Raw genomic sequence first — 18,201 nt, forward strand, 5'->3', positions numbered from 1 at the left:
TACATATTTTAAATTTTTATAAGCAAATTTTACGCCTAAGACAAATTAGACCCAAAGATCGCATTAAGATATTTATTATCTATATTGAATAATCCTTGTTTACGATTTAAATTTAGTACAAGCTATAATCTATTTATGATATAGTAAATTTTCAGGCTTCCAAAGGTTGTCTAGATCCTAAATAGATAGTAATTTTAGGTTTTGCATAAACCCTTTGGCTATTAAAAAGTTATTAGTTCTACTGCTAAAATTTGCGTTTACCTTAACCAAAAAACACACATATTTAAAACCTAACTACAACTTAGCTTAGTAACAAAAGTAGGCTTCTTAAAATAAGGCGGATAAGGCATAGAGACGCTAAAATTTCTAAATTCTTTGGCTTTTAAATTCTTGGTGATGCTAAATTTATACTCAACGGTATTTGGTCTTTCGTCTTTACTATCGCCTAGTTTCATCCAAGAAAATAGCGAAAGCCCGCTTGGTTTAAAGAGAGATTCGCCCTTGAGACTTTCTCGGTTGAGCGGATCGTTAATAAGCTTGATAATAATCTTGCAATTTGCTATATCAAATGATCCTACATTTCGCACGACGCCTTTAAAAACTATAGTTTCGTTTATCAAAACGCGCTGATTGGTAACTTTCTCAAGAACGGCTTTTTTGGTGTATTTATCAACAACAAACATTAAAAATACGCCTATTAAAAGAGTTACGACGAAATTTATAACAACAAGAGAGATAAAAATTTTTCTATTTTGTTCATGTTGCGAAAGATAAATCAAAAGTGCGGAAAGCAACAATAAAGATATAATAATAAGAATATGAAAAATATTAAAATAACCAGCCATTAATAACACTCCGAAGTAGCTATTATATCGTAATTTTCAAATCTAAATCCATCTATCACGCTTTGCTCTTGCGTTGTTTCGCCTGCATCAAGGCTCTCTTTTAGCACTAAATTTGACTTTAAGAAAGGCTTTAGTTTATTTAGTTCATTTTTTATAAAATTTGATGATGGAGTATAAAATTTAAGCTTTATACTGCAATATTTAAAAGAATTTGCGGATAAATTTGTAAGATTTAGATCCACAATCAAAGTATTTGAGTATGTAAGCTGCTTTGTATCGGTTATGAGCACGCTTCTTTGCCTTAAATTTTCATCTAAAAATTTATGTAGATAAAACGCGCCGAATAAGAAAGCAAAGATAGTTAAGATAAACATCAAAACGCCTGCTACCGGATGCTTGGACATGATATAAAAGCAAGCAAAAACGATAGTAAAAAAGAGTAAAACAAGCCAAACATAAGAGGCGAAATCAATCCATCCAAGATGAGTGAGATAAAAATTTATCCCCTGCTTGAGCTCATTTATCATCTCTTGAGTTCTTCTCCTCTATCCCGCTTAGACCCATACGTCTTGCAAGTTCGGCTTTAACGCGCTCTGGATGAATTCCGTGCAGTGCAAGCGCTACAAGCGAATGAAAGCACAGATCAGCCACCTCGTAAATCATATCGTTTTTGGATTTTTCAAGCATTTCCTCAAGCAAATTTTGCTCTATTTTTTGATTTTCCTTAGGTTGCGAGGATAAAATTTTACTCTCGTTCTTGTATTTTGAGACATCCTTACAAGCCATCACAAATTCGGTTGCCTCTTCCCCGACTTTTTTAAGTATAGCATTTTCGCCCTTTGCAAAAAGACTTGCAACGTATGAATTTTTAGCGTCCGCATTTAGTTTGCGCTCAAGTATGGTGTGATAAATTTCATCGATTACGCCGTAACTTGGCTTTGTAGATAAGCTTGAATCGGAGTTTAAATTTTTAGCCTCTTTAAATTCTCCCTGCAAGCCAAAATTCGCTTGGTCTTTAAGTTCAAATTCTTTAAAAAAGCAGCTCTTTGCACCAGTATGACAAGCCACTCCACCAAATTGCTTAACTTTCATTAAAAGCGTGTCGTTATCGCAGTCAAGATACATAGACTCAATCTTTTGGATATTGCCGCTCTCTTCGCCCTTTTTCCAAATTCTATTTTTAGTGCGAGAAAAGTAGTGAGCAAAGCCGGTTTGCAAGCTTAAATTTAAAGCCTCTTCGTTCATATATGCAAGCATTAAAACTCCGTTCGTTGCGCTTTCTTGTACGATTACAGGCAAAAGTCCCGCAACCTTATCCCAATCGATTTTCATTTAATCCCCCTCATATATGCTTACAGCAAATTTAGCGATATCAAATCCGCAAAGCGAGTCGCCTTGCTATAAAATTTGATACAGATCGCTAAAAACTAGCGATCTGTGAATCAAAATTTATTTTATCTGTCCATAGCCGACTGTTTGGCTTTATCTTTGGTATCAACCCAGATATTTGGCACCGCACCGCCAGGAGTTAGGAAAATTTTAGCATCTTTATTATCGCGTAACGCTTCGTTAAATTTACCTTGAGTTTCAATCTGTTTTAGCTCAAGCAAGTTGCCATCCAAGCTCTTTGCGACCTCTCTGTTTGCGTAAGCTTGAGCGTCGGCTTCTATCTTAACGGCATCAGCTTTACCCTTTGCTTCGATGATAGCCGCTTTTGCCGTACCTTCAGCAAGAGCGGCTTTTTTAAGAGCCTCTTGATTTGCTCTTTCTACTTCGTATTTAGTTCTTTCCGCCTCTTGTTTTGCGATTTGAACGCGCTCGATCTGCTCTTTTACCTTTTCAGGAAGGATGATCTCGCGAAGTTGGACTGTAAGAAGCTCCACAGGCTTATTTGGCTGAGAATCGATATCTTTACGAATTCCGTCATCAATCGCGGCCGCTATCTCATTTCGCTTAGTAGGAAGCTCTTCTGCGGTGTATTTGCCCGCTATACTTCGCACCACATCACGCACGACAGGATCTACGATCTTGTTTTCCCAGCTTAAGCCCCAAGATGCGATAGTTTGAGGTGCATTTTCAGGATTTAGGCGATATTGAACGGTTATATCGATACTTACAGGCAAGTTTCTAGCGTCCAAAACTGAAATTGAGTTTTTACGAATAATTCCAGCTTGAGATTGGGTCGAAAATTTTTGTGCCTCGCCCATATCTTCGCCTGAAGTATAGTTTATAAGGCGCACTCTCGTATCTACGATGATAACCTTTTGTATAAACGGGATAAAGAAGTGAAAGCCCGGCTGCATAGGTGACGCATCGTATTTACCTGCAGTTGCTTTGATACCGACTTCGCCTGAGTTTATCACCACAAAAGGCTGAGTGATGGCTAAGACCGCTACAATCACGATGATAACGTAAGCAAGTCCTGACATTTTGCCAAAATTTTTAGGTAAATTCGGGGTTTTAAAATTCAGCTTTGGCCCTTGATTATCATTGCCGCCGCCTCCGCCGCTATTTGAGTTTCGTTTTTTAAAATAATCATTTAAATCTGCTGGCATTTATATCCTTGTTTAGAATTTTAAATATAAGTTAGCATTGAAGCGTATTTTGGATTTCGTCCGTAAACTACGTCAAAATAAGCATCTTGCAGCTTTTTAGTAACTTCACCTCGTCTTCCGCTTCCGATAACCCTAGCGTCAATGCTACTTATCGGAGTTACTTCAGCTGCCGTTCCCGTGAAGAAAGCCTCATCGGCCACGTAAGCCTGATCTCTCGTGATACGCTCGCGGCGAACTTCATAGCCTAAATCTTTTGCGATTTTAATAACGGTATCTTGAGTAATGCTTGCTAGGCTATTGTCATTTGGAGGAGTTACGATGGTTCCGTTTTCCACTATGAAAAAGCACTCGCCCGGACCTTCTGCTACGAAGCCTTCACCGTCTAAAAGCAGCGCCTCATCGTATCCGGCATCTTTTGCTTCGTAATTTGCCATTTGCGAGCTTAGATAGTTTGAACTGGCCTTGGCTCTATTCATTTGTCCTGAAGGATTTAGCTTAGCAAAGCTTGAAATTTTAACTCTAATACCCTTTTCAAGTCCCTCATCGCCAAGATAAGCACCCCACTCCCAAGCTGCGATTGCAGTTTGAACGGGAGCTTTTGTGTGAGCTAGCCCCATTATGCCGTAGCCTAAAAATATAAGCGGGCGAATATATACATTGCCGTTAAATTTATTAGCCCTTAAAAGCTCTATTTGTGCGTTTTCAAGCTCTTTTTGAGTATAAGGGCAATTTAAAATTGTCATTTTTGCAGACTTTAAAAGCCTATTTGTGTGATCTTGCAATCTAAATATTGCCAAACCTTTGTCGGTTTTATAGGCTCTTGTGCCTTCAAAAACGGCATTTGAATAGTGAAGAGAGTGAGTTAAAACATGAACTTTAGCCTCGTCCCATTTTATTAATTTTCCATCCATCCAGATAAATTCCGAAGCATTCATCTTGCGCCTTTCATCTTGTAAAATTTACGGAGTTTAGCAAAATAATCTTTAAAATTTAATTGTTTTGTAAATAAACACGAAAAAGCGCCATTAAAACCTTATAAATACAAAAAAATCATATAACGATGTCAGCAAATAAAATTTAAAAATTTAAGAATACAATAAAGATAATTCCAAAGATAAAAATCTAAATAAGGACATTAAATTCAAGATAAATTTAAAAGAAAATTAAAGAGCTAAGCAGTATCGCTTAGCTCAAATCGGGAGTATTATTTAGAGAATGCCTTTTCTATGCTAAACGGAAACGCTTGATAGCCCATAGCGTTTGTCATTTTAATCTCGATTGAAGGCTCTTTTGCACCCCATTCAAATTCGTTAATATGCGGACTTGGTACGCCTACAGGTTTGCCCGCTGCGATGTCAAACTGCATTCCTGCAACTGCCGAATAAGCAAATACGCTATCAAGGTCATCTTGGTACTGCGCAAGGCTGGTTACCGAGCTATACCAATCAGCTCCTCTTTGCTTGCCGTATTCCCAAACTTGCTCTACGGTTTTAGCCTTCTCATCCACCTTATAAACTACCGCGCGAGAGTATTTCATGCCCGCTATTGCAGGCTGCTCAAATCCTCTACTGTCGCCGTTATCAAATACGGTTAGATACACTAAGCCTTTTTTGGATTTGCTATCGATTCTAAATGCAGTGTGCTGAGTGTATTGCCAGTCAAACCCGCCTGTATCGCTTTCATATCCCGGGCATTTTGTGTAGTCATCTTCACAAACGATCTTTTTGCCGTTTTTATCTACAGGCTGTAAAAGAGCGTGCTTAAATTTCTCGCTCCAGCCTTTATGTCCGCCGATTATCCACTTAACTTTCTTGTCGCGTCCGATTTTGATAACCGCATTTTGGTGGCGTGAGCTTATGATGATACTATCGTCGCTTGGGTCGTGATCCACGCTATTTACGTGAGCCCAGTTGCGTCCCGGTCCGCTTCCTACGATATCGCCCCATTTGTCGTTTTGATCCATTTGCATCAGCTCATCGGAGGTTGCGGTATGCCCCGCTTTGCTAGCGTCGATATTTAAGCAAACGGCCCCTTGGTCAAGCACTTTTAGCACGACGTCTCTGTAAGGATCAAGGATATCATAAAGCCTCCAATCATCAACCACGTTTCCGTCTCTATCAACCTCTACTATCACGTCTCTAACGGTGCGAACGTTTTTGCCATCAGCCCTTTTGTAGTTTGCGTTAGCAACACGAAGCAAGTAGTGGCCGTTATCCATAGGATCCATAGAGTGGCTGAAGTCGTTATAGCTTGCAGGAAGTTCGCGGTTAAAAATTTCGCGTCCTAAGATATCGTATTTAACGTATCTTTGTCCATATCCCCAAGTGATAGCTCCGTCTTTATTTTGTTTAAAGCCCATCATAACGCCTGCGTTAAAAGGCTTTTTAAGGTCATAAATTTTGCTAGGCTCAAGATACCATCTAACTTCACCTTTGGTATCAAGGATAAAGTTGCTAGGCGTATAGTTCCACTCAAGAGCGCCGCCTGCAGGGTTGTTCCAAACTACCTTAGTGCCTTTGCCCGTTTTATTATAGAAGTTATTTACATAGTAAAGTCTATTTTCAAATTTCTTGCTTGGAGCTTTTATAACTTCGATCTTATCAAATAAAGCTCCCTTTTGGCTTGGGTGTCCCGTAGCCTCAAGATAGATAGCCGGAGCGTAAATTTTATACGTCTCTTTTATCCTCTCTTCTTTGCCTTTATAAGTTTTTGTATATTCTACTTCAACCGTATTTTGATAGTCGGCATACATACCAAATACGGGAATTCCACCGTGAGTGCGAAGGTGCTTGTTAGCTACGTCATAGCTTATCAATTGTCCGCCAGGTTTTGGGACGATAGTTACTTTGGCGTCTTTTATGTCGTATCCGCCGTTTTTAATAACAGCCGTTAAAGGTGCGCTATCATAAGGATTTACTACAACTTCTCCTAGTTTTCCCGTAATAGCGTAGTCTATACTAGGACCGCTTGCGCCTCCGATAGCAAATGCCGAAGTAGCGGTAGTAGCAGCGATGATGCCGGCAACAAAAACCGATGAAAGTGTTCTTTTCATATATTACTCCTTTGGTGAAATTTAATTTTATCTTTATATTTTAAATTATAAATTTTAGTATATCCCCCAAGAAGATCTTGGGGGAGGGAATTTTAGTAGTTATTATTTTTTGCTTTTAACTTTGCGGTCAAATGCCTTATCAAGATGTATAGGTATGGCTTGATATCCTATGCCTGTTCCTTCAAATTTCATTTGAAGACCAGGCTCGGTAGACCCCCACTTAAACTCAAGCAACTCAGGAGCAGGTTCTCCTACAGGAACGCCTTTTGACAAGTCAAACTGCATGCCCGCCGTTGCAGAATAAACTAGCAATGAGTCTTTATCGTCATGGTATTCAGTAAGGCTCGTAACCGCACTAAACCAATCTCCGCCTCTTTGTTTGCCGTATTCCCAAACTTGCTCTATGGTCATTTTGTTTTGATCTATCTTATAAACAACACCGCGTGAATACTTCATACTAGCAAGAGCAGGTTGTTCCATGCCGCGGCTATCTCCGTTATCAAAAGCGGCTAGATAAAGGATGTCTTTATTTGTTTTTGAATCGATAATAAACGCCGTATGTTGTGTCCAAGTCCAGTCAAATCCGCCTTTTTCGTTTGTGTATCCAGGGCATTTGCTATACTCGTCCTCGCAAACGATTTTGTTTCCTTTGCTATCGACAGGTTGCAATAGGTATTTTTTAAATTTCTCACCCCAACCTTTGTGAGGGCCGACTATCCATTTGATTTTCTTATCGCGTCCGATTTTTACCATCGCATTTTGGTGGCGGCTGGAAACTACTATAGAATCATCATTTGGATCATAATCAACGCTATTTACGTGAGCCCAGTTTCTGCCTATTCCCGTTCCTGCTATATCCCCAAATTGATTATTTTCATCAAGTTTAGCTAGCTCGTCAGCTCCTATAGTATGTCCGGCTTGAGAAGCATCTACGTTTAAGCAAACGGCTCCTTGGTCAAGAACCATGATAGCATCGGCTCTATAAGGATCCATGATCTCATAAAGTCTCCAATCGTCTACGACATATCCGTCTTTATCAACCTCTACTATCGTATCTCTAACGGTTCTAACGTTTTTGCCGTCAGGGCGTTTTGTGTTAGATGAGCCGACTCTTAATAGGTAGTTGCCGTTTTGTGCGTTATTTAAAGAGTGAGAGAAGTCGTTATAAGCAAGCGGAAGCTGGCGATCAAAAATTTGTCTTCCCATCAAATCGTATTTAACATATCTTTGTCCAAAGCCCCAAGCAAGAGCTCCGTCATTATCTTGCCTAAATCCCATTTGAATACCGGTTCTATAGATATTGCCAAAATCCAAAAGCTTGTCTGAGTCAAAATACCATCTAACCTCGCCTTTTGTATCTACTATAAATGAATTTGAAGCGTCATTCCACTCCAAAGCGCCGCCCGCAGGGTTATTCCAAACGGCTTGAGAGCTTCTGCCCGGAGCTTTTCCCGGAACGTTGTTTATAAGATATAATCTATCTGCAAATTCCTTATCGGCTTTTACAACGGTTACTTTTTCAAAAGGAACTCCAGTTTGCATAGTAAGTCCTGACGGAGTAAGTCCTATGCCACCTGTCGTTACTTGATACTTTTCGGTAATGGTTTCATCCTTAAAGCCCATGGCTGATTTAGTATAAGTAACTTCAACCGTATTCTTATAAGACGGATATAGTCCAAAAACCGGGATACCGCCGTAAGTTTTTACCGTTTGGTTATCTACCTTATAGCTGATAGTTTGACCTCCCGGTTTTGGAACGATAGTTACTTTAACGTCTGATAAAACATAGCCGCCGTTAGTAATGATAGCTGTTAAAGGTGCATATCCGTAAGGATTCATCTTAACAACTCCAAGCTTGCCTTGTTGTTGATAATCATTCTTTGGACCGCTTGGACCGCCTATAGCAAGAGAAGAAGTAGTTAAGCCTCCGACTAGTAGCCCTGCCACAACAATTGATGAAAGTAAATTTCTAGCCTTCATACGGACTCCTTTAATTATAGATTTTGTAAATTTTACTTTTAAAGTAAAATTTATCAAACCTACCTGTCAAGACAGAATACAAGATAGATTCTTTGACTTTTTTAATACTATTTCTTATAAAATTTTATTAGTGTAATTTTAAAAAAATTTACTAACATAAAAATCACACAAATATTAAAATATCTTTAAATAATTTTACATAATATAAACTTCTTATAAAATTTAAATTTGCGAACAGTTATTAAAATTTGAACTGAATTTTATCATTAAAATATCACTAAAATACCTAATTATAAATTAATGCAACAAAATATCTAAAAAATAATCAAGCTAATAAAATTATATAAATTTAAATGCTGCTAAATAATAGTTGCGGCTTTATCAGCAGATACGGATCTTAAATTTGAAAACAAATTTATATTATTTTTTCCTTAAAAAACTTTTGTTTATATGATTATAACTACCGGTAGATTATATAAATTTTAGATATATAGTCATAAAATTAAATTAAAAAATAAATTTTATATATATTAAAGATTATAAAATTTCAGTTATGAGAAAAGTGTTGATTGATCCAAATATATAGGTTTTACTTTAAGTCGCTTATTAAGTTAAATTTTACTCGAATTACAAAACTATAATCCGAGTAAAAATTTTATTTAAAAGCTTTTTGCAGATCGATAGGAAGCGCTCGGTAGCCTATAGTGGCAGCACCCATCTCGGTAAATTTAATCTCCACTTTAACATCCTGAGTACCATATTTTACTTCATTTAAAATAGGTTCGGTTTTACCCATTTTAAGAAGTTGTTTAGCTAGACCTGCAACAGCAGAGTAGATAAACATCGAATCATACTGCGGCTGATACTCCACAACAGAAGTTATAGGGCTATACCAGTCAAATCCGCGCTCTTTACCGTATTGCCAAACCTGCTTAACAGTCATATTTTTCTCGTCTATTTCATATTCAACGGCACGACTGTATTTTTCGGTGGCAAATGCAGGCTGTTCATTATGCCTAGCATCACCATTATCAAATACGCTTAGCATAAATTTTTCAGGCTTACTCTTTTCGTTTATTTTATAAGCAGTATGAGAAGTCCAAGAGAAGTCAAAATCGGTATTTTCGCATCTTCCATTATCATCACAATCAAGAGCTTTGCCGTTCTTATCAACAGGAGTTAATAACTTTTTGGCTAGTTTTTCATTCCAACCATTTTTTGAAGCAAGTATCCACTTGACCTCTTTATCTCTACCTATTTTTACGACAGCACTTTGATGACGGATAGAAAGGATGATACTATCGTCTGTAGCATCATAATTTACTGAATTTATATGAGCCCAATTTCTACCTATACCAACTCCTGGTATATCTCCCCAAGGGGCATTCGGATCTTCAAGTTCTTCTTTATTTGTAGTTGTTCCGGCTTTATCTGCATCAACATTTAAACATACCGCACCCTGATCAAGCGCCAAGATACCCACATCTCTATAAGGATCTAAGATCTCATAAATTTTCCATTCATCTATAACTTTTCCGTCCTGATCAAGTTCTATGATAACATCACGAACAGATCGGACATTTTTGCCATCTGCTCTTTTTTGATTAGCACTTGCGACCCGCATTAGATATGTGCCTTTTGCGGTTTGCTCTATATGGTGAGAGAAATCTATATAAGAATTTGGCAATACTCTATCAAATACTATCCGCCCCATTAGATCGATTTTAATATATCTTTGCCCCATGCCAAAAAGCATATAACCGTCTTTGGTTTGCTGAAAGCCCATAATATTACCCTTGCGGTATAAATTATCCGGATCGCGTATAACGTCAGACTTCATGTACCATCTTATATCGCCATTTGTATCTATAATCCAGTTCATGGCTTCAAGATCCCAAGGTAAAGCACCTCCTTCAGGGTAATTCCATAATGTTTGTCCTGCATTTGGTAACGAATTTCTAATCAGGTGATTTATAAGATAGAGTCTATCTTTAAATTTCTCATCCATTTTTACAATATTTGCTTTTGGCAAAGAAGTCTGCTGTCCCGTGCCGCTTGTATTCATAAATATAGCAGGAGCGTGAATTTTATATGTTTCGCTCATAGCTTCGCCATTTCTTTTGTAGCTAACTTCAACGTTATTTACATGATCAGCATATAGTCCCCAAACAGGAATACCTCCGTGCGTTAAAACATCCTTGTCTGATACTGAATATTTTATATCTATACCTTTTTCACCCTTTCCTTTTACGACAACTTCGACATCCTTTAAGTTGTACCCGCCGTTATAAATGATAGCAGTAAGAGGAGCCATTTTATAAGGGTTCACAAGAACCGCACCAAGCTTTCCCGGTGCCTTATAGCTAACAGGACCGCTAGGTCCACCTAATGCAAGAGCATTTGTCACTATAAGCAAGCTTGCAACTATTGCTGATGAAATCAAATATTTTGTTTTCATAATCGCCTCCTTGGTTGGTAAATCTACATATGCATTTTACTACTATATATAATTTTAGCAAATACTACTAACACAAAAACCACACGAGAGTTAAATTTATCTTAAAATAAATTTAGAATTATTATTTAATTTATTATATTAATATTTACGGTAAAATTTATCTTAAATTTATTTTCGTGTTATTTTTGTGGAAGTTCAGTTGTATAAAATTACGATATCAAATTTATTCCAAAGGAGTTTAGATGAAATCTCTACTTACAAAAACAACTAAAATTTTAGCTGCAGTTGCGCTTTTGGGCGCCGTAAGTGCTAACGCTTTTACAGAAGGTAAGGATTATATGGTTCTTGAAAAACCTCTAAGCGTAGAGAAAGGAACTCTAACTAAAGTTTTTAGCTACGCTTGCCCGTTTTGCTACAAATACGATAAAAGCGTAACTCCGAAAGTAGTTGAAAAAGTATCCGGCCTAAAATACGTGCCGTATCACTTAAAAACCAAGGCCGAATACGGAGAGGCTGCGAGCAAAGTTCTTGCCGTTTTGGTGGTTAAAGACCAAGAAAAAGGAGTAAATTTACTTGATGATAACTCAATGTTCAAAAAAGCGAAATTTGCCTACTACAAAGCATATCACGATAAAAAAGAGAGATGGAACGACGGCAAAAATCCCGAAGCCTTCATAAAAACAGGGCTTGATGCTGCCGGAATGAGCATGGATGAATACAACAAAGAGCTTGAGAATCCAAAAGTAATCGAACTTCTTAAAAAATGGGACGAGTCTTACGAAGTGGCTAAAATTCAAGGCGTTCCAGCGTTTGTAGTAGACGGCAAATACCTTATCTACACAAGCACCATCACTTCGGTAGACGGCTTTGCCAAGCTTATAGAAGAGTTGCTTAAAAAATAGGCTTTCAAGATGAATATAGTAAATAAAATTTCAGCTTGGCAGGATACTAGATTTCCTTGGCTGCTGATGGCTTTTGCGAGCATTGCGCTGGTTTTGCTGGCGCACTCGCTCTTTCAAAAGTACGTCTATATGCCACCTTGCGAACAGTGCGTATATATAAGATTTGCTTTTTTATGTATGGCATTTGGCGGTTTGATAGCGGCTATCAATCCTAAAAATTTAGTTCTTGCGTTTATAGGATATGTGTTTGCGTTTTGGGGAGCGATCCAAGGGATAATGTATAGCGTTAAGCTAGCCAAAATTCACACTGCGGTTCATAGCGACGATCCTTTTGGAGTTCAAGGATGCTCAACGGATCCTGTATATCCGTTTAACCTGCCGCTTCACAAATGGGCGCCTGACTGGTTTTTGCCTACGGGAGATTGCGGATATGATAACCCTATAGTTCCTGACGGAGTGGAATTAAGCGGATTACAAAAATACCTTGTAGACTTATATCAAGACGGCTGGTATCTAATCCCTTCAAAGCACTTCATGTCAATGGCGGACTGCACGCTTCTTGGCTTTGGTCTATGCTTTATAATCCTGCTTGCAATGGCGGTATCTAAAGTCATAACCTTAGTTAAAAACCCTAAATAATCTAATAAAAGGTCTGATTTTTCAGACCTTTTTAGATATACTGCTTGCCTAAACAAGGAGTAGTCCGGTGGGTATTGATATATTCAACAAATACAACTTCAAAATTTATATCATCATAATCCTATCCAGCCTGTTTGTGATACTTCTTGGCGCAAACGTATATAAAAACGCCAAACACCACATCGCAACCCTTTCAAATACAAACAAAATAGCCACTAGCGAAAACATCGTGCAGATATTTCAAATTTGGCTTGACGAGAGGATAAATTCTCTTGTGAAAGCCTCTAAGCTTATACAAAATGCCGATATATTAGACGATGAAGAGCGTATTAAGAAATTTACGCAAGCCTTTTTGGGCGATTTGGGTGAATTTGATCTGGTTCAGCTTTTAAAAGACGACGGAGAGATCTACATAAACGGCGAGAAATTTCCAAAAAGCCCCAAAGAGATAAATTCCAGACTAAGCCTTATCTGGTATCTGGAAACAAAAAATAGCAACAAACCTACGGTAAATTTCATGCCCGAGCATACGATTTTAGAGCAAGAGACTTTAAATTTATGCGTACCAAACTACAAAAACGGTAAATTTGCAGCGGTTTTATGCGGAGTAGTAAAAGTAAAAAGCATATTTGACAACATAAGCAACTTCAAGCTTCCTCCCAACTCATACTCCTTTATCGTAACGCACAGCGGCGAAATTTTAACAAAGATGAAAGATGAAAAGTTCAAAACGCAAATTGAGGATAAATTTCAAGAGCTGTTTTTAAAAGATGAGGACATAAGCAGCATAGTTGTGGATTCAAATTTCATATCCATAGCGGAAATTCCCTCGCTTAATTGGTTCATAGGCGCAGGCACGGACAACGCAAAAGAGACAAAAGAGCTGCTTGGAGCAACGACCAAAAACGCACTTACGTTACTTTTTGCGTTTATCGCTCTTGCTTTTATCGCAAACTCGCTTCATAACTTTATGTATGCCAAAATCAAAAAGCGTCAGGATGAATACGAAGCCATTCTTGCGCACAAAGCCAAGATGAGCGAAGCGGGTGAGCTCATAAGCGGGATAAATCATCAGTTCATTCAACCGGTAAATTCGCTAAATTTGGCTATATCAACATTGCTTATGCTAAAGCGAGAAGGCAATCTTGACGAGCAGATGCTGCAAAACATACTTGAAAAAGGTCAAAAGTCCATATTGCTACTAAGCAATACGATAGATATCTTTAGAAATTTTTACAAAACAAGCGAAAATATAAGAGAATTTAGCGTTAAACAAAGCATTAAAAATCTCTTAACTCTTATGCACACCGAGCTTACAAGAGCCAATGTACATGTGATTTTAAGCGAATTTGAAGATAAAAAAGTAAATCAGATAGAAAATATAATCCAGCAAATTTTACTTATCTTAATCCACAATGCAAAAGACGCTTTGGTGGATAAATTTAAAGATGATATCAAGTCAAGAAGAGTGCAAATAGATGTAAAATTCGATGAAAACAGGTGCTATATAGAGGTCATCGAATTTGGAAGCGGAGTGAGCGAAGCGATGAGCCGCAAGATATTTGACGAACCAAAAACCACCAAAAAACAAGGCAGCGGCATAGGACTGTACTTTGCTAAAAAGCTTGCCAACAGAAAGATAAACGGAGATATTAAACTCGTAAACAGAGCGCTTCCTACGGTATTTGAGTTAAATTTCGATGTTGATTTAAAGGGCAATAAATGAATAACGAATCTTTAAAATTACTAAAAAAGCTATCGATTTTGATCGTTGAAGACGACGATATGTCAAGAGAGCTCATAGCAAGCGGGCTAAAGCCGTATTGCGCTAGCGTTAGAGTCGCCGCGGACGGATGCGAGGGGCTTGAATGCTTTAAAAAACAAAAATCAGACATCGTCATAACGGATATCCATATGCCGATAATGAACGGATTTGAGATGATGAAAGAGATTTCAAGGCTTAAACCTCATCAAAAATTCATCGTCTTTACCTCTTACGATACGGATATGAATTTGATGAAAAGCATAGAACAAGGCGCTGCGCTATTTTTAAAAAAACCTATCGACATCAAAGATCTTCGCTCAATGATAATTGCATTAACCTACGAAAAAGACGAAAAATTAATCAAAATTAGCGACGAAATAAGCATAAATTTAAAAGAGGAGAAAATTTATAAAAACGGAGAGGAAATTTATCTGACATATCTGCAAAATAAATTTTTCTGGCTCTTTGCGTATAACTTAAACAAGCTTGTTAGCTACGAAATGATAGAGGAATTCGTCTATGAAAACGAGGTTGTGAGCAAGGGTGCTATACAAAATATCATCTTGCGTCTAAAGCGAGAACTTGGGATAAAATTTAAAAACATCTCAGAAGCGGGGTACATCCTAGTAACAAGCCAAAAAGAATAAAAGGTCTTGCAAAATTTGATTGGAAATTTAAAAGAAATTTGCCCGATTCATAAACAAAACGGGCAAAAACATTGGCTAATTAAATTTAGCGGGCTATCAAATATCAAATTTTGATGCTAGATGGGATTTATCTCGCTACTTCTTGCGTTATAAACAAACCAACTTAAGATCATGACCAAAAACACCGCTCCAATCAGAGCAAAAGAGCCAAATCCAAAAAGAGATATTGTATCTCTTGCTTCATTTGAGCCAAAGAAATTTGCATTATCTGGCGCAAAAACAGCAGGCAACATCTTATGAAGCTCAAGACCGAACGGAAAACTCACCGTAAGTTCGTGGATGTTAAAATTCTCGGCACTATTTGAGTAGCTAAGACCAAAAATCACGCCCAAAAATATAAACGCATATGCAACAAGCTTTACGATGAATGATTTTGGATTTATCATCGCTATAATCGCGCCAAAAGCGATAAAAATAAGCGCAAATCTAAGCTGAACTAAAAGCAAGCTGTTTGCAAAGCTAAAGCTAAGTGCAAAAAGACCAATCACAACCGCGAGCAAAATCGCCCACGGAATTATCGTGCGCTGCAAATTATAAACAAAGCAGACAAAGCCTTTATTTTCTCTATTATAATCAACCATGGCGCAGACTTATTTAGCTATAAGAAATTTGACGATTTCGCTTAGCTTATCAATGCTTGTAGCCGAGCTTAAATTTATCAAATATTTGCCGTTTACTACAAACGCTGGCACTCCGCTAATGACGGCAATATCATAGCCGTCATCCCAGCTAGTTAAAATTTCTTGCGCTCTTGGCGAATTTAAAGCCTTCTCATAATCGCTTTCACTCACGCCCGCGGCTTTTAAGGCAAGCTTAATCACGTCGCTTTTGTCGCCTTTTAAACCGCCTTTATCGTGTTGAGCTCTATAAATAGCAAATTTAGCTTTTTTAAATTTTGATTTATCGTCAAAAAGACCGACTCCGCTTTGCTCGTCAAGCGCCATCATAGCGGCTAAAATTCCGCTTACGGTCTCTCCAAATTCGCCCTTAGTCTTTAGATGATAAGGCTTAAACTCAAGCCCTTGGATACTAGCTACAACTTTTCCCGTGACTGATTTATCAAACCGGTAGCAGTACTTACATCCGTAGCTAAAAACCTTTACCAGTACGTTTTGTCCGACATTTAAAGGCTTATCAAGGATCAAATAATCCTTATTTTCCTCAAACGCTGCCGCAAAGGAGCTCAAAAGTCCAAAGACAACTAAAATTCGCACAAATTTGCTTAGTATTTTCATGCAACTTCCTTTCTTACTAATGACTTGCAAAATACTACAAAAGAGATGATAAATTTGAGGTTAAAATTGCTCTCTTTCATCTTGCCATACAACATCGCTTGTATATCTTGGAAGCCGCCACGCACCGCCTGCTACACCCTTACAAAGTCCGGTTGTGCCCTCGCTAGCTCTTACGAATTTCTCTCCATCCCAAACTTCGGTTCGATAGTAGTAGCAGTCCCCTACTCCTCTTATCTTTTGATTTGCTCTAAGCTCGCCTTTATAGTAGTCGTTTAAGTCGTTATCAAAGGTCTGAAGCACTTTAGTAAGCCCAGCATCCATGACCGCAAACAAATCAGATTCGTTATATGCGCTCATAGAGCAGCGAGTTTGCACAAGAGAGTGAGTTTCGTTTAGCTTATGCACCCAGATATCGCTGTGTCCGTGATCGTAAAACATACTAAAGCAGTCGTCTTTATTGGTAGTTGATTGAAGAAGCTTATATATCGGCTCATAACTCGCTTCGCCTATCCTTATGGTCTTTTCATCGCCTATCGTAGCAGCCGCGTTTATGACAGGCGCTTCTGCTGGCTCATAAGGCTTCATGCCCTCTAACCTTCCTTGATACTCAAGGGATTTTAGCCAAACCGCATTAAAGCCCTTTGGCGATAAAACAAGAGTAAAATCCCTTATCTTAAACTCAACTTTAGGGTTTCCTTTAAGCGCTTTTACGAGAGCCTTTATCTGCTTTTCATCAAGCCTTGCCGTATCATCTCCGCTTTGCGTTATATCAACCGTGCCGTAGCTTTTACCGTCTATAAAAAGCTCAGCGGTTTTATCATTATCTATATCGACTCTATCGTCATTTATCTGGACATATCCGTAAATTTCACTCTCTTCGCCCGCTTCTGTGGCAAACATAACAGAAACAAGCCCTCTGTCTTCATCGCTTTGATAGCCCGTGATCCTGCAAGCGCCGGTGTTATCGCAAACTACAAGCCAGTCTTTATGCTCCAGATACGTGCCGTCAAACCCCTCAAAGCCAAGCAAAGTAGCCGCACAAAACGTGCAAGAAGCTAAAATTCGTGCGAATTTATTCATAATTTTCCTTTCGGTTCAGTTATATATGTGGTTTAGTTTTAAAATTCTAATGATGTTAAAAAGGCTATTTAGATCAGCTGCGATCCTTTTATCCAAATTTTTACTAACGATACTTTGATGGATATCAGGCTCAAAGCTATCGATACCTCTGTTTATCTTGATGTAAATTCTCTCTGCGACAAAGCTTATTCCGATAGGAACTCTCATGTTTTTAGCAAGCTTTACTATGGACTCCATTAGCACAGGAGTTAAGATATACATCGCGTTTTGAATATCGGTCGTATATACCTTAAAAAGCTCGTTAAATTCAGCATTATCGACGATAATTTCTTTAGCCGAAGGCTCATCGGGCTTGCCATGAGATAGCACAAAAGTCTTTGAATCTATCTTTTTATTAAAACTCGCTACGAAAAATAACCCCTTAAAAAACATCAAAGCCCTATCATCACTCTCGCCTGTGATCGGATTTACAAAGCTGTCTTTGCCCTCAAGCGTAAGGTCGCTAAAGCTAAATTTAACGCCGTCTATCTCGCCGCTTACTAGGTCGTTGCCGTAATCTTTTGTAATGATAAAAAACAGCCTGCTTTGCATTATATAAAATAAATTTACGTGGCTATGCATGTCGTAGTTAAACCCAAGCGAATTAAGATAGCTTTCAAGATAAAATTTCTTATACTTCCTTGCAAATTCGTGCTTTTCTTGCCGAGCAAAATAAAAAAACAGGTTATCATAAGCCACATAAGCAAGAAAAAGCGAAATTGCAAGAGCTAAAATTTGACCTAAATTTCTACCTTGCAAAAAGCCTATGTGCATACTTGGTGGAATTTGAGTAAAAATTTGATTAAGGACGTAAAAAACGCAGATAAATATCGCTAAAGTAGCCGCTATGCGATATGAGAAAAATTTAGAAAGTATGAGCTTTCGCTCTTTTTCAAGCTCAAGTAGGGTTTTCAAAAATAGCCTTTTAAATTTGATTGATTATA

16 protein-coding genes are annotated in these 18,201 nt (G+C 38.0%); 4 read left to right on the top strand and 12 right to left on the bottom strand.

The genetic code is table 11. The features are described from left to right. Nucleotides 1-290 precede the first annotated feature (290 nt). The 8 genes from CORI_RS09025 to CORI_RS09060 all read right to left on the bottom strand — a co-directional run bounded on the left by CORI_RS09025 (nt 291) and on the right by CORI_RS09060 (nt 10,890). The gene (locus CORI_RS09025) at nt 291-779 is read right to left on the bottom strand and encodes a DUF2393 family protein (RefSeq protein ID WP_254064917.1); all 489 of its coding nucleotides are present in this window, start codon (nt 777-779) and stop codon (nt 291-293) included. A gap of 65 nt (nt 780-844) precedes the next feature. Next, nucleotides 845-1,372 carry a DUF2393 family protein gene (locus CORI_RS09030; RefSeq protein WP_173031700.1) on the bottom strand — a complete coding sequence of 176 codons (528 nt, stop codon included), beginning with the start codon at nt 1,370-1,372 and terminating at the stop codon, nt 845-847. Beyond that, nucleotides 1,362-2,177, bottom strand: coding sequence for a bifunctional phosphoribosyl-AMP cyclohydrolase/phosphoribosyl-ATP diphosphatase HisIE (gene hisIE / locus CORI_RS09035; protein ID WP_173031701.1), 816 nt, complete (start codon nt 2,175-2,177; stop codon nt 1,362-1,364). The genes CORI_RS09030 and hisIE overlap by 11 nt, the downstream gene beginning before the upstream one ends. 122 nt (nt 2,178-2,299) lie before the next feature. Next, nucleotides 2,300-3,400 carry a prohibitin family protein gene (locus tag CORI_RS09040; protein WP_173031702.1) on the bottom strand — a complete coding sequence of 367 codons (1,101 nt, stop codon included), beginning with the start codon at nt 3,398-3,400 and terminating at the stop codon, nt 2,300-2,302. 20 nt (nt 3,401-3,420) lie between these two features. After that, the gene (locus tag CORI_RS09045) at nt 3,421-4,335 is read right to left on the bottom strand and encodes a branched-chain amino acid transaminase (protein WP_169943042.1); all 915 of its coding nucleotides are present in this window, start codon (nt 4,333-4,335) and stop codon (nt 3,421-3,423) included. 269 nt (nt 4,336-4,604) lie between these two features. Next, entirely contained in the window at nt 4,605-6,452 is a 1,848-nt protein-coding gene (locus tag CORI_RS09050) for an aryl-sulfate sulfotransferase (protein ID WP_173031703.1), read from the bottom strand. Nucleotides 6,453-6,554: 102 nt separating this feature from the next. Beyond that, complete coding sequence (locus CORI_RS09055; RefSeq protein ID WP_169943041.1) at nt 6,555-8,432, bottom strand: aryl-sulfate sulfotransferase; 1,878 nt, start codon at nt 8,430-8,432, stop codon at nt 6,555-6,557. 655 nt (nt 8,433-9,087) lie between these two features. Then, entirely contained in the window at nt 9,088-10,890 is a 1,803-nt protein-coding gene (locus CORI_RS09060) for an aryl-sulfate sulfotransferase (RefSeq protein WP_173031704.1), read from the bottom strand. A gap of 242 nt (nt 10,891-11,132) precedes the next feature. Between CORI_RS09060 and CORI_RS09065 the strand changes: the two genes are divergently transcribed. The 4 genes from CORI_RS09065 to CORI_RS09080 all read left to right on the top strand — a co-directional run bounded on the left by CORI_RS09065 (nt 11,133) and on the right by CORI_RS09080 (nt 14,843). Then, nucleotides 11,133-11,792, top strand: a complete 660-nt coding sequence (locus CORI_RS09065) for a thiol:disulfide interchange protein DsbA/DsbL (RefSeq protein WP_170018809.1) — start codon at nt 11,133-11,135, stop codon at nt 11,790-11,792. 9 nt (nt 11,793-11,801) lie between these two features. Continuing rightward, entirely contained in the window at nt 11,802-12,431 is a 630-nt protein-coding gene (gene dsbI, locus CORI_RS09070; RefSeq protein WP_173031705.1) for a protein-disulfide oxidoreductase DsbI, read from the top strand. Nucleotides 12,432-12,498: 67 nt separating this feature from the next. Further along, nucleotides 12,499-14,157 carry a sensor histidine kinase gene (locus CORI_RS09075; RefSeq protein ID WP_173031706.1) on the top strand — a complete coding sequence of 553 codons (1,659 nt, stop codon included), beginning with the start codon at nt 12,499-12,501 and terminating at the stop codon, nt 14,155-14,157. Then, nucleotides 14,154-14,843 carry a response regulator transcription factor gene (locus CORI_RS09080; RefSeq protein ID WP_173031707.1) on the top strand — a complete coding sequence of 230 codons (690 nt, stop codon included), beginning with the start codon at nt 14,154-14,156 and terminating at the stop codon, nt 14,841-14,843. Before CORI_RS09075 ends, CORI_RS09080 begins: the two co-directional genes overlap by 4 nt. Before the next feature lie 116 nt (nt 14,844-14,959). Here the strand turns inward: CORI_RS09080 and CORI_RS09085 are convergent, their stop codons facing one another. Genes CORI_RS09085 through CORI_RS09100 form a run of 4 tightly spaced genes read right to left on the bottom strand, consistent with a single transcriptional unit; the run spans nt 14,960 to nt 18,172 of the window. Beyond that, on the bottom strand, nt 14,960-15,484 hold the full coding sequence (locus CORI_RS09085; protein WP_173031708.1) for a hypothetical protein: 525 nt from the start codon (nt 15,482-15,484) through the stop codon (nt 14,960-14,962). A gap of 9 nt (nt 15,485-15,493) precedes the next feature. Continuing rightward, nucleotides 15,494-16,138: a thiol:disulfide interchange protein DsbA/DsbL gene (locus CORI_RS09090; RefSeq protein ID WP_173031709.1), complete on the bottom strand. Its 645-nt coding sequence runs from the start codon at nt 16,136-16,138 to the stop codon at nt 15,494-15,496. Nucleotides 16,139-16,198: 60 nt separating this feature from the next. After that, the gene (locus CORI_RS09095) at nt 16,199-17,218 is read right to left on the bottom strand and encodes a DUF1176 domain-containing protein (protein WP_173031710.1); all 1,020 of its coding nucleotides are present in this window, start codon (nt 17,216-17,218) and stop codon (nt 16,199-16,201) included. Between the two features lie 15 nt (nt 17,219-17,233). Beyond that, on the bottom strand, nt 17,234-18,172 hold the full coding sequence (locus CORI_RS09100; RefSeq protein ID WP_173031711.1) for a DUF3137 domain-containing protein: 939 nt from the start codon (nt 18,170-18,172) through the stop codon (nt 17,234-17,236). Nucleotides 18,173-18,201: the final 29 nt, after the last annotated feature.

The sequence above is a fragment of the Campylobacter sp. CCUG 57310 genome (assembly GCF_013201975.1).
Classification (GTDB): domain Bacteria; phylum Campylobacterota; class Campylobacteria; order Campylobacterales; family Campylobacteraceae; genus Campylobacter_A; species Campylobacter_A canis.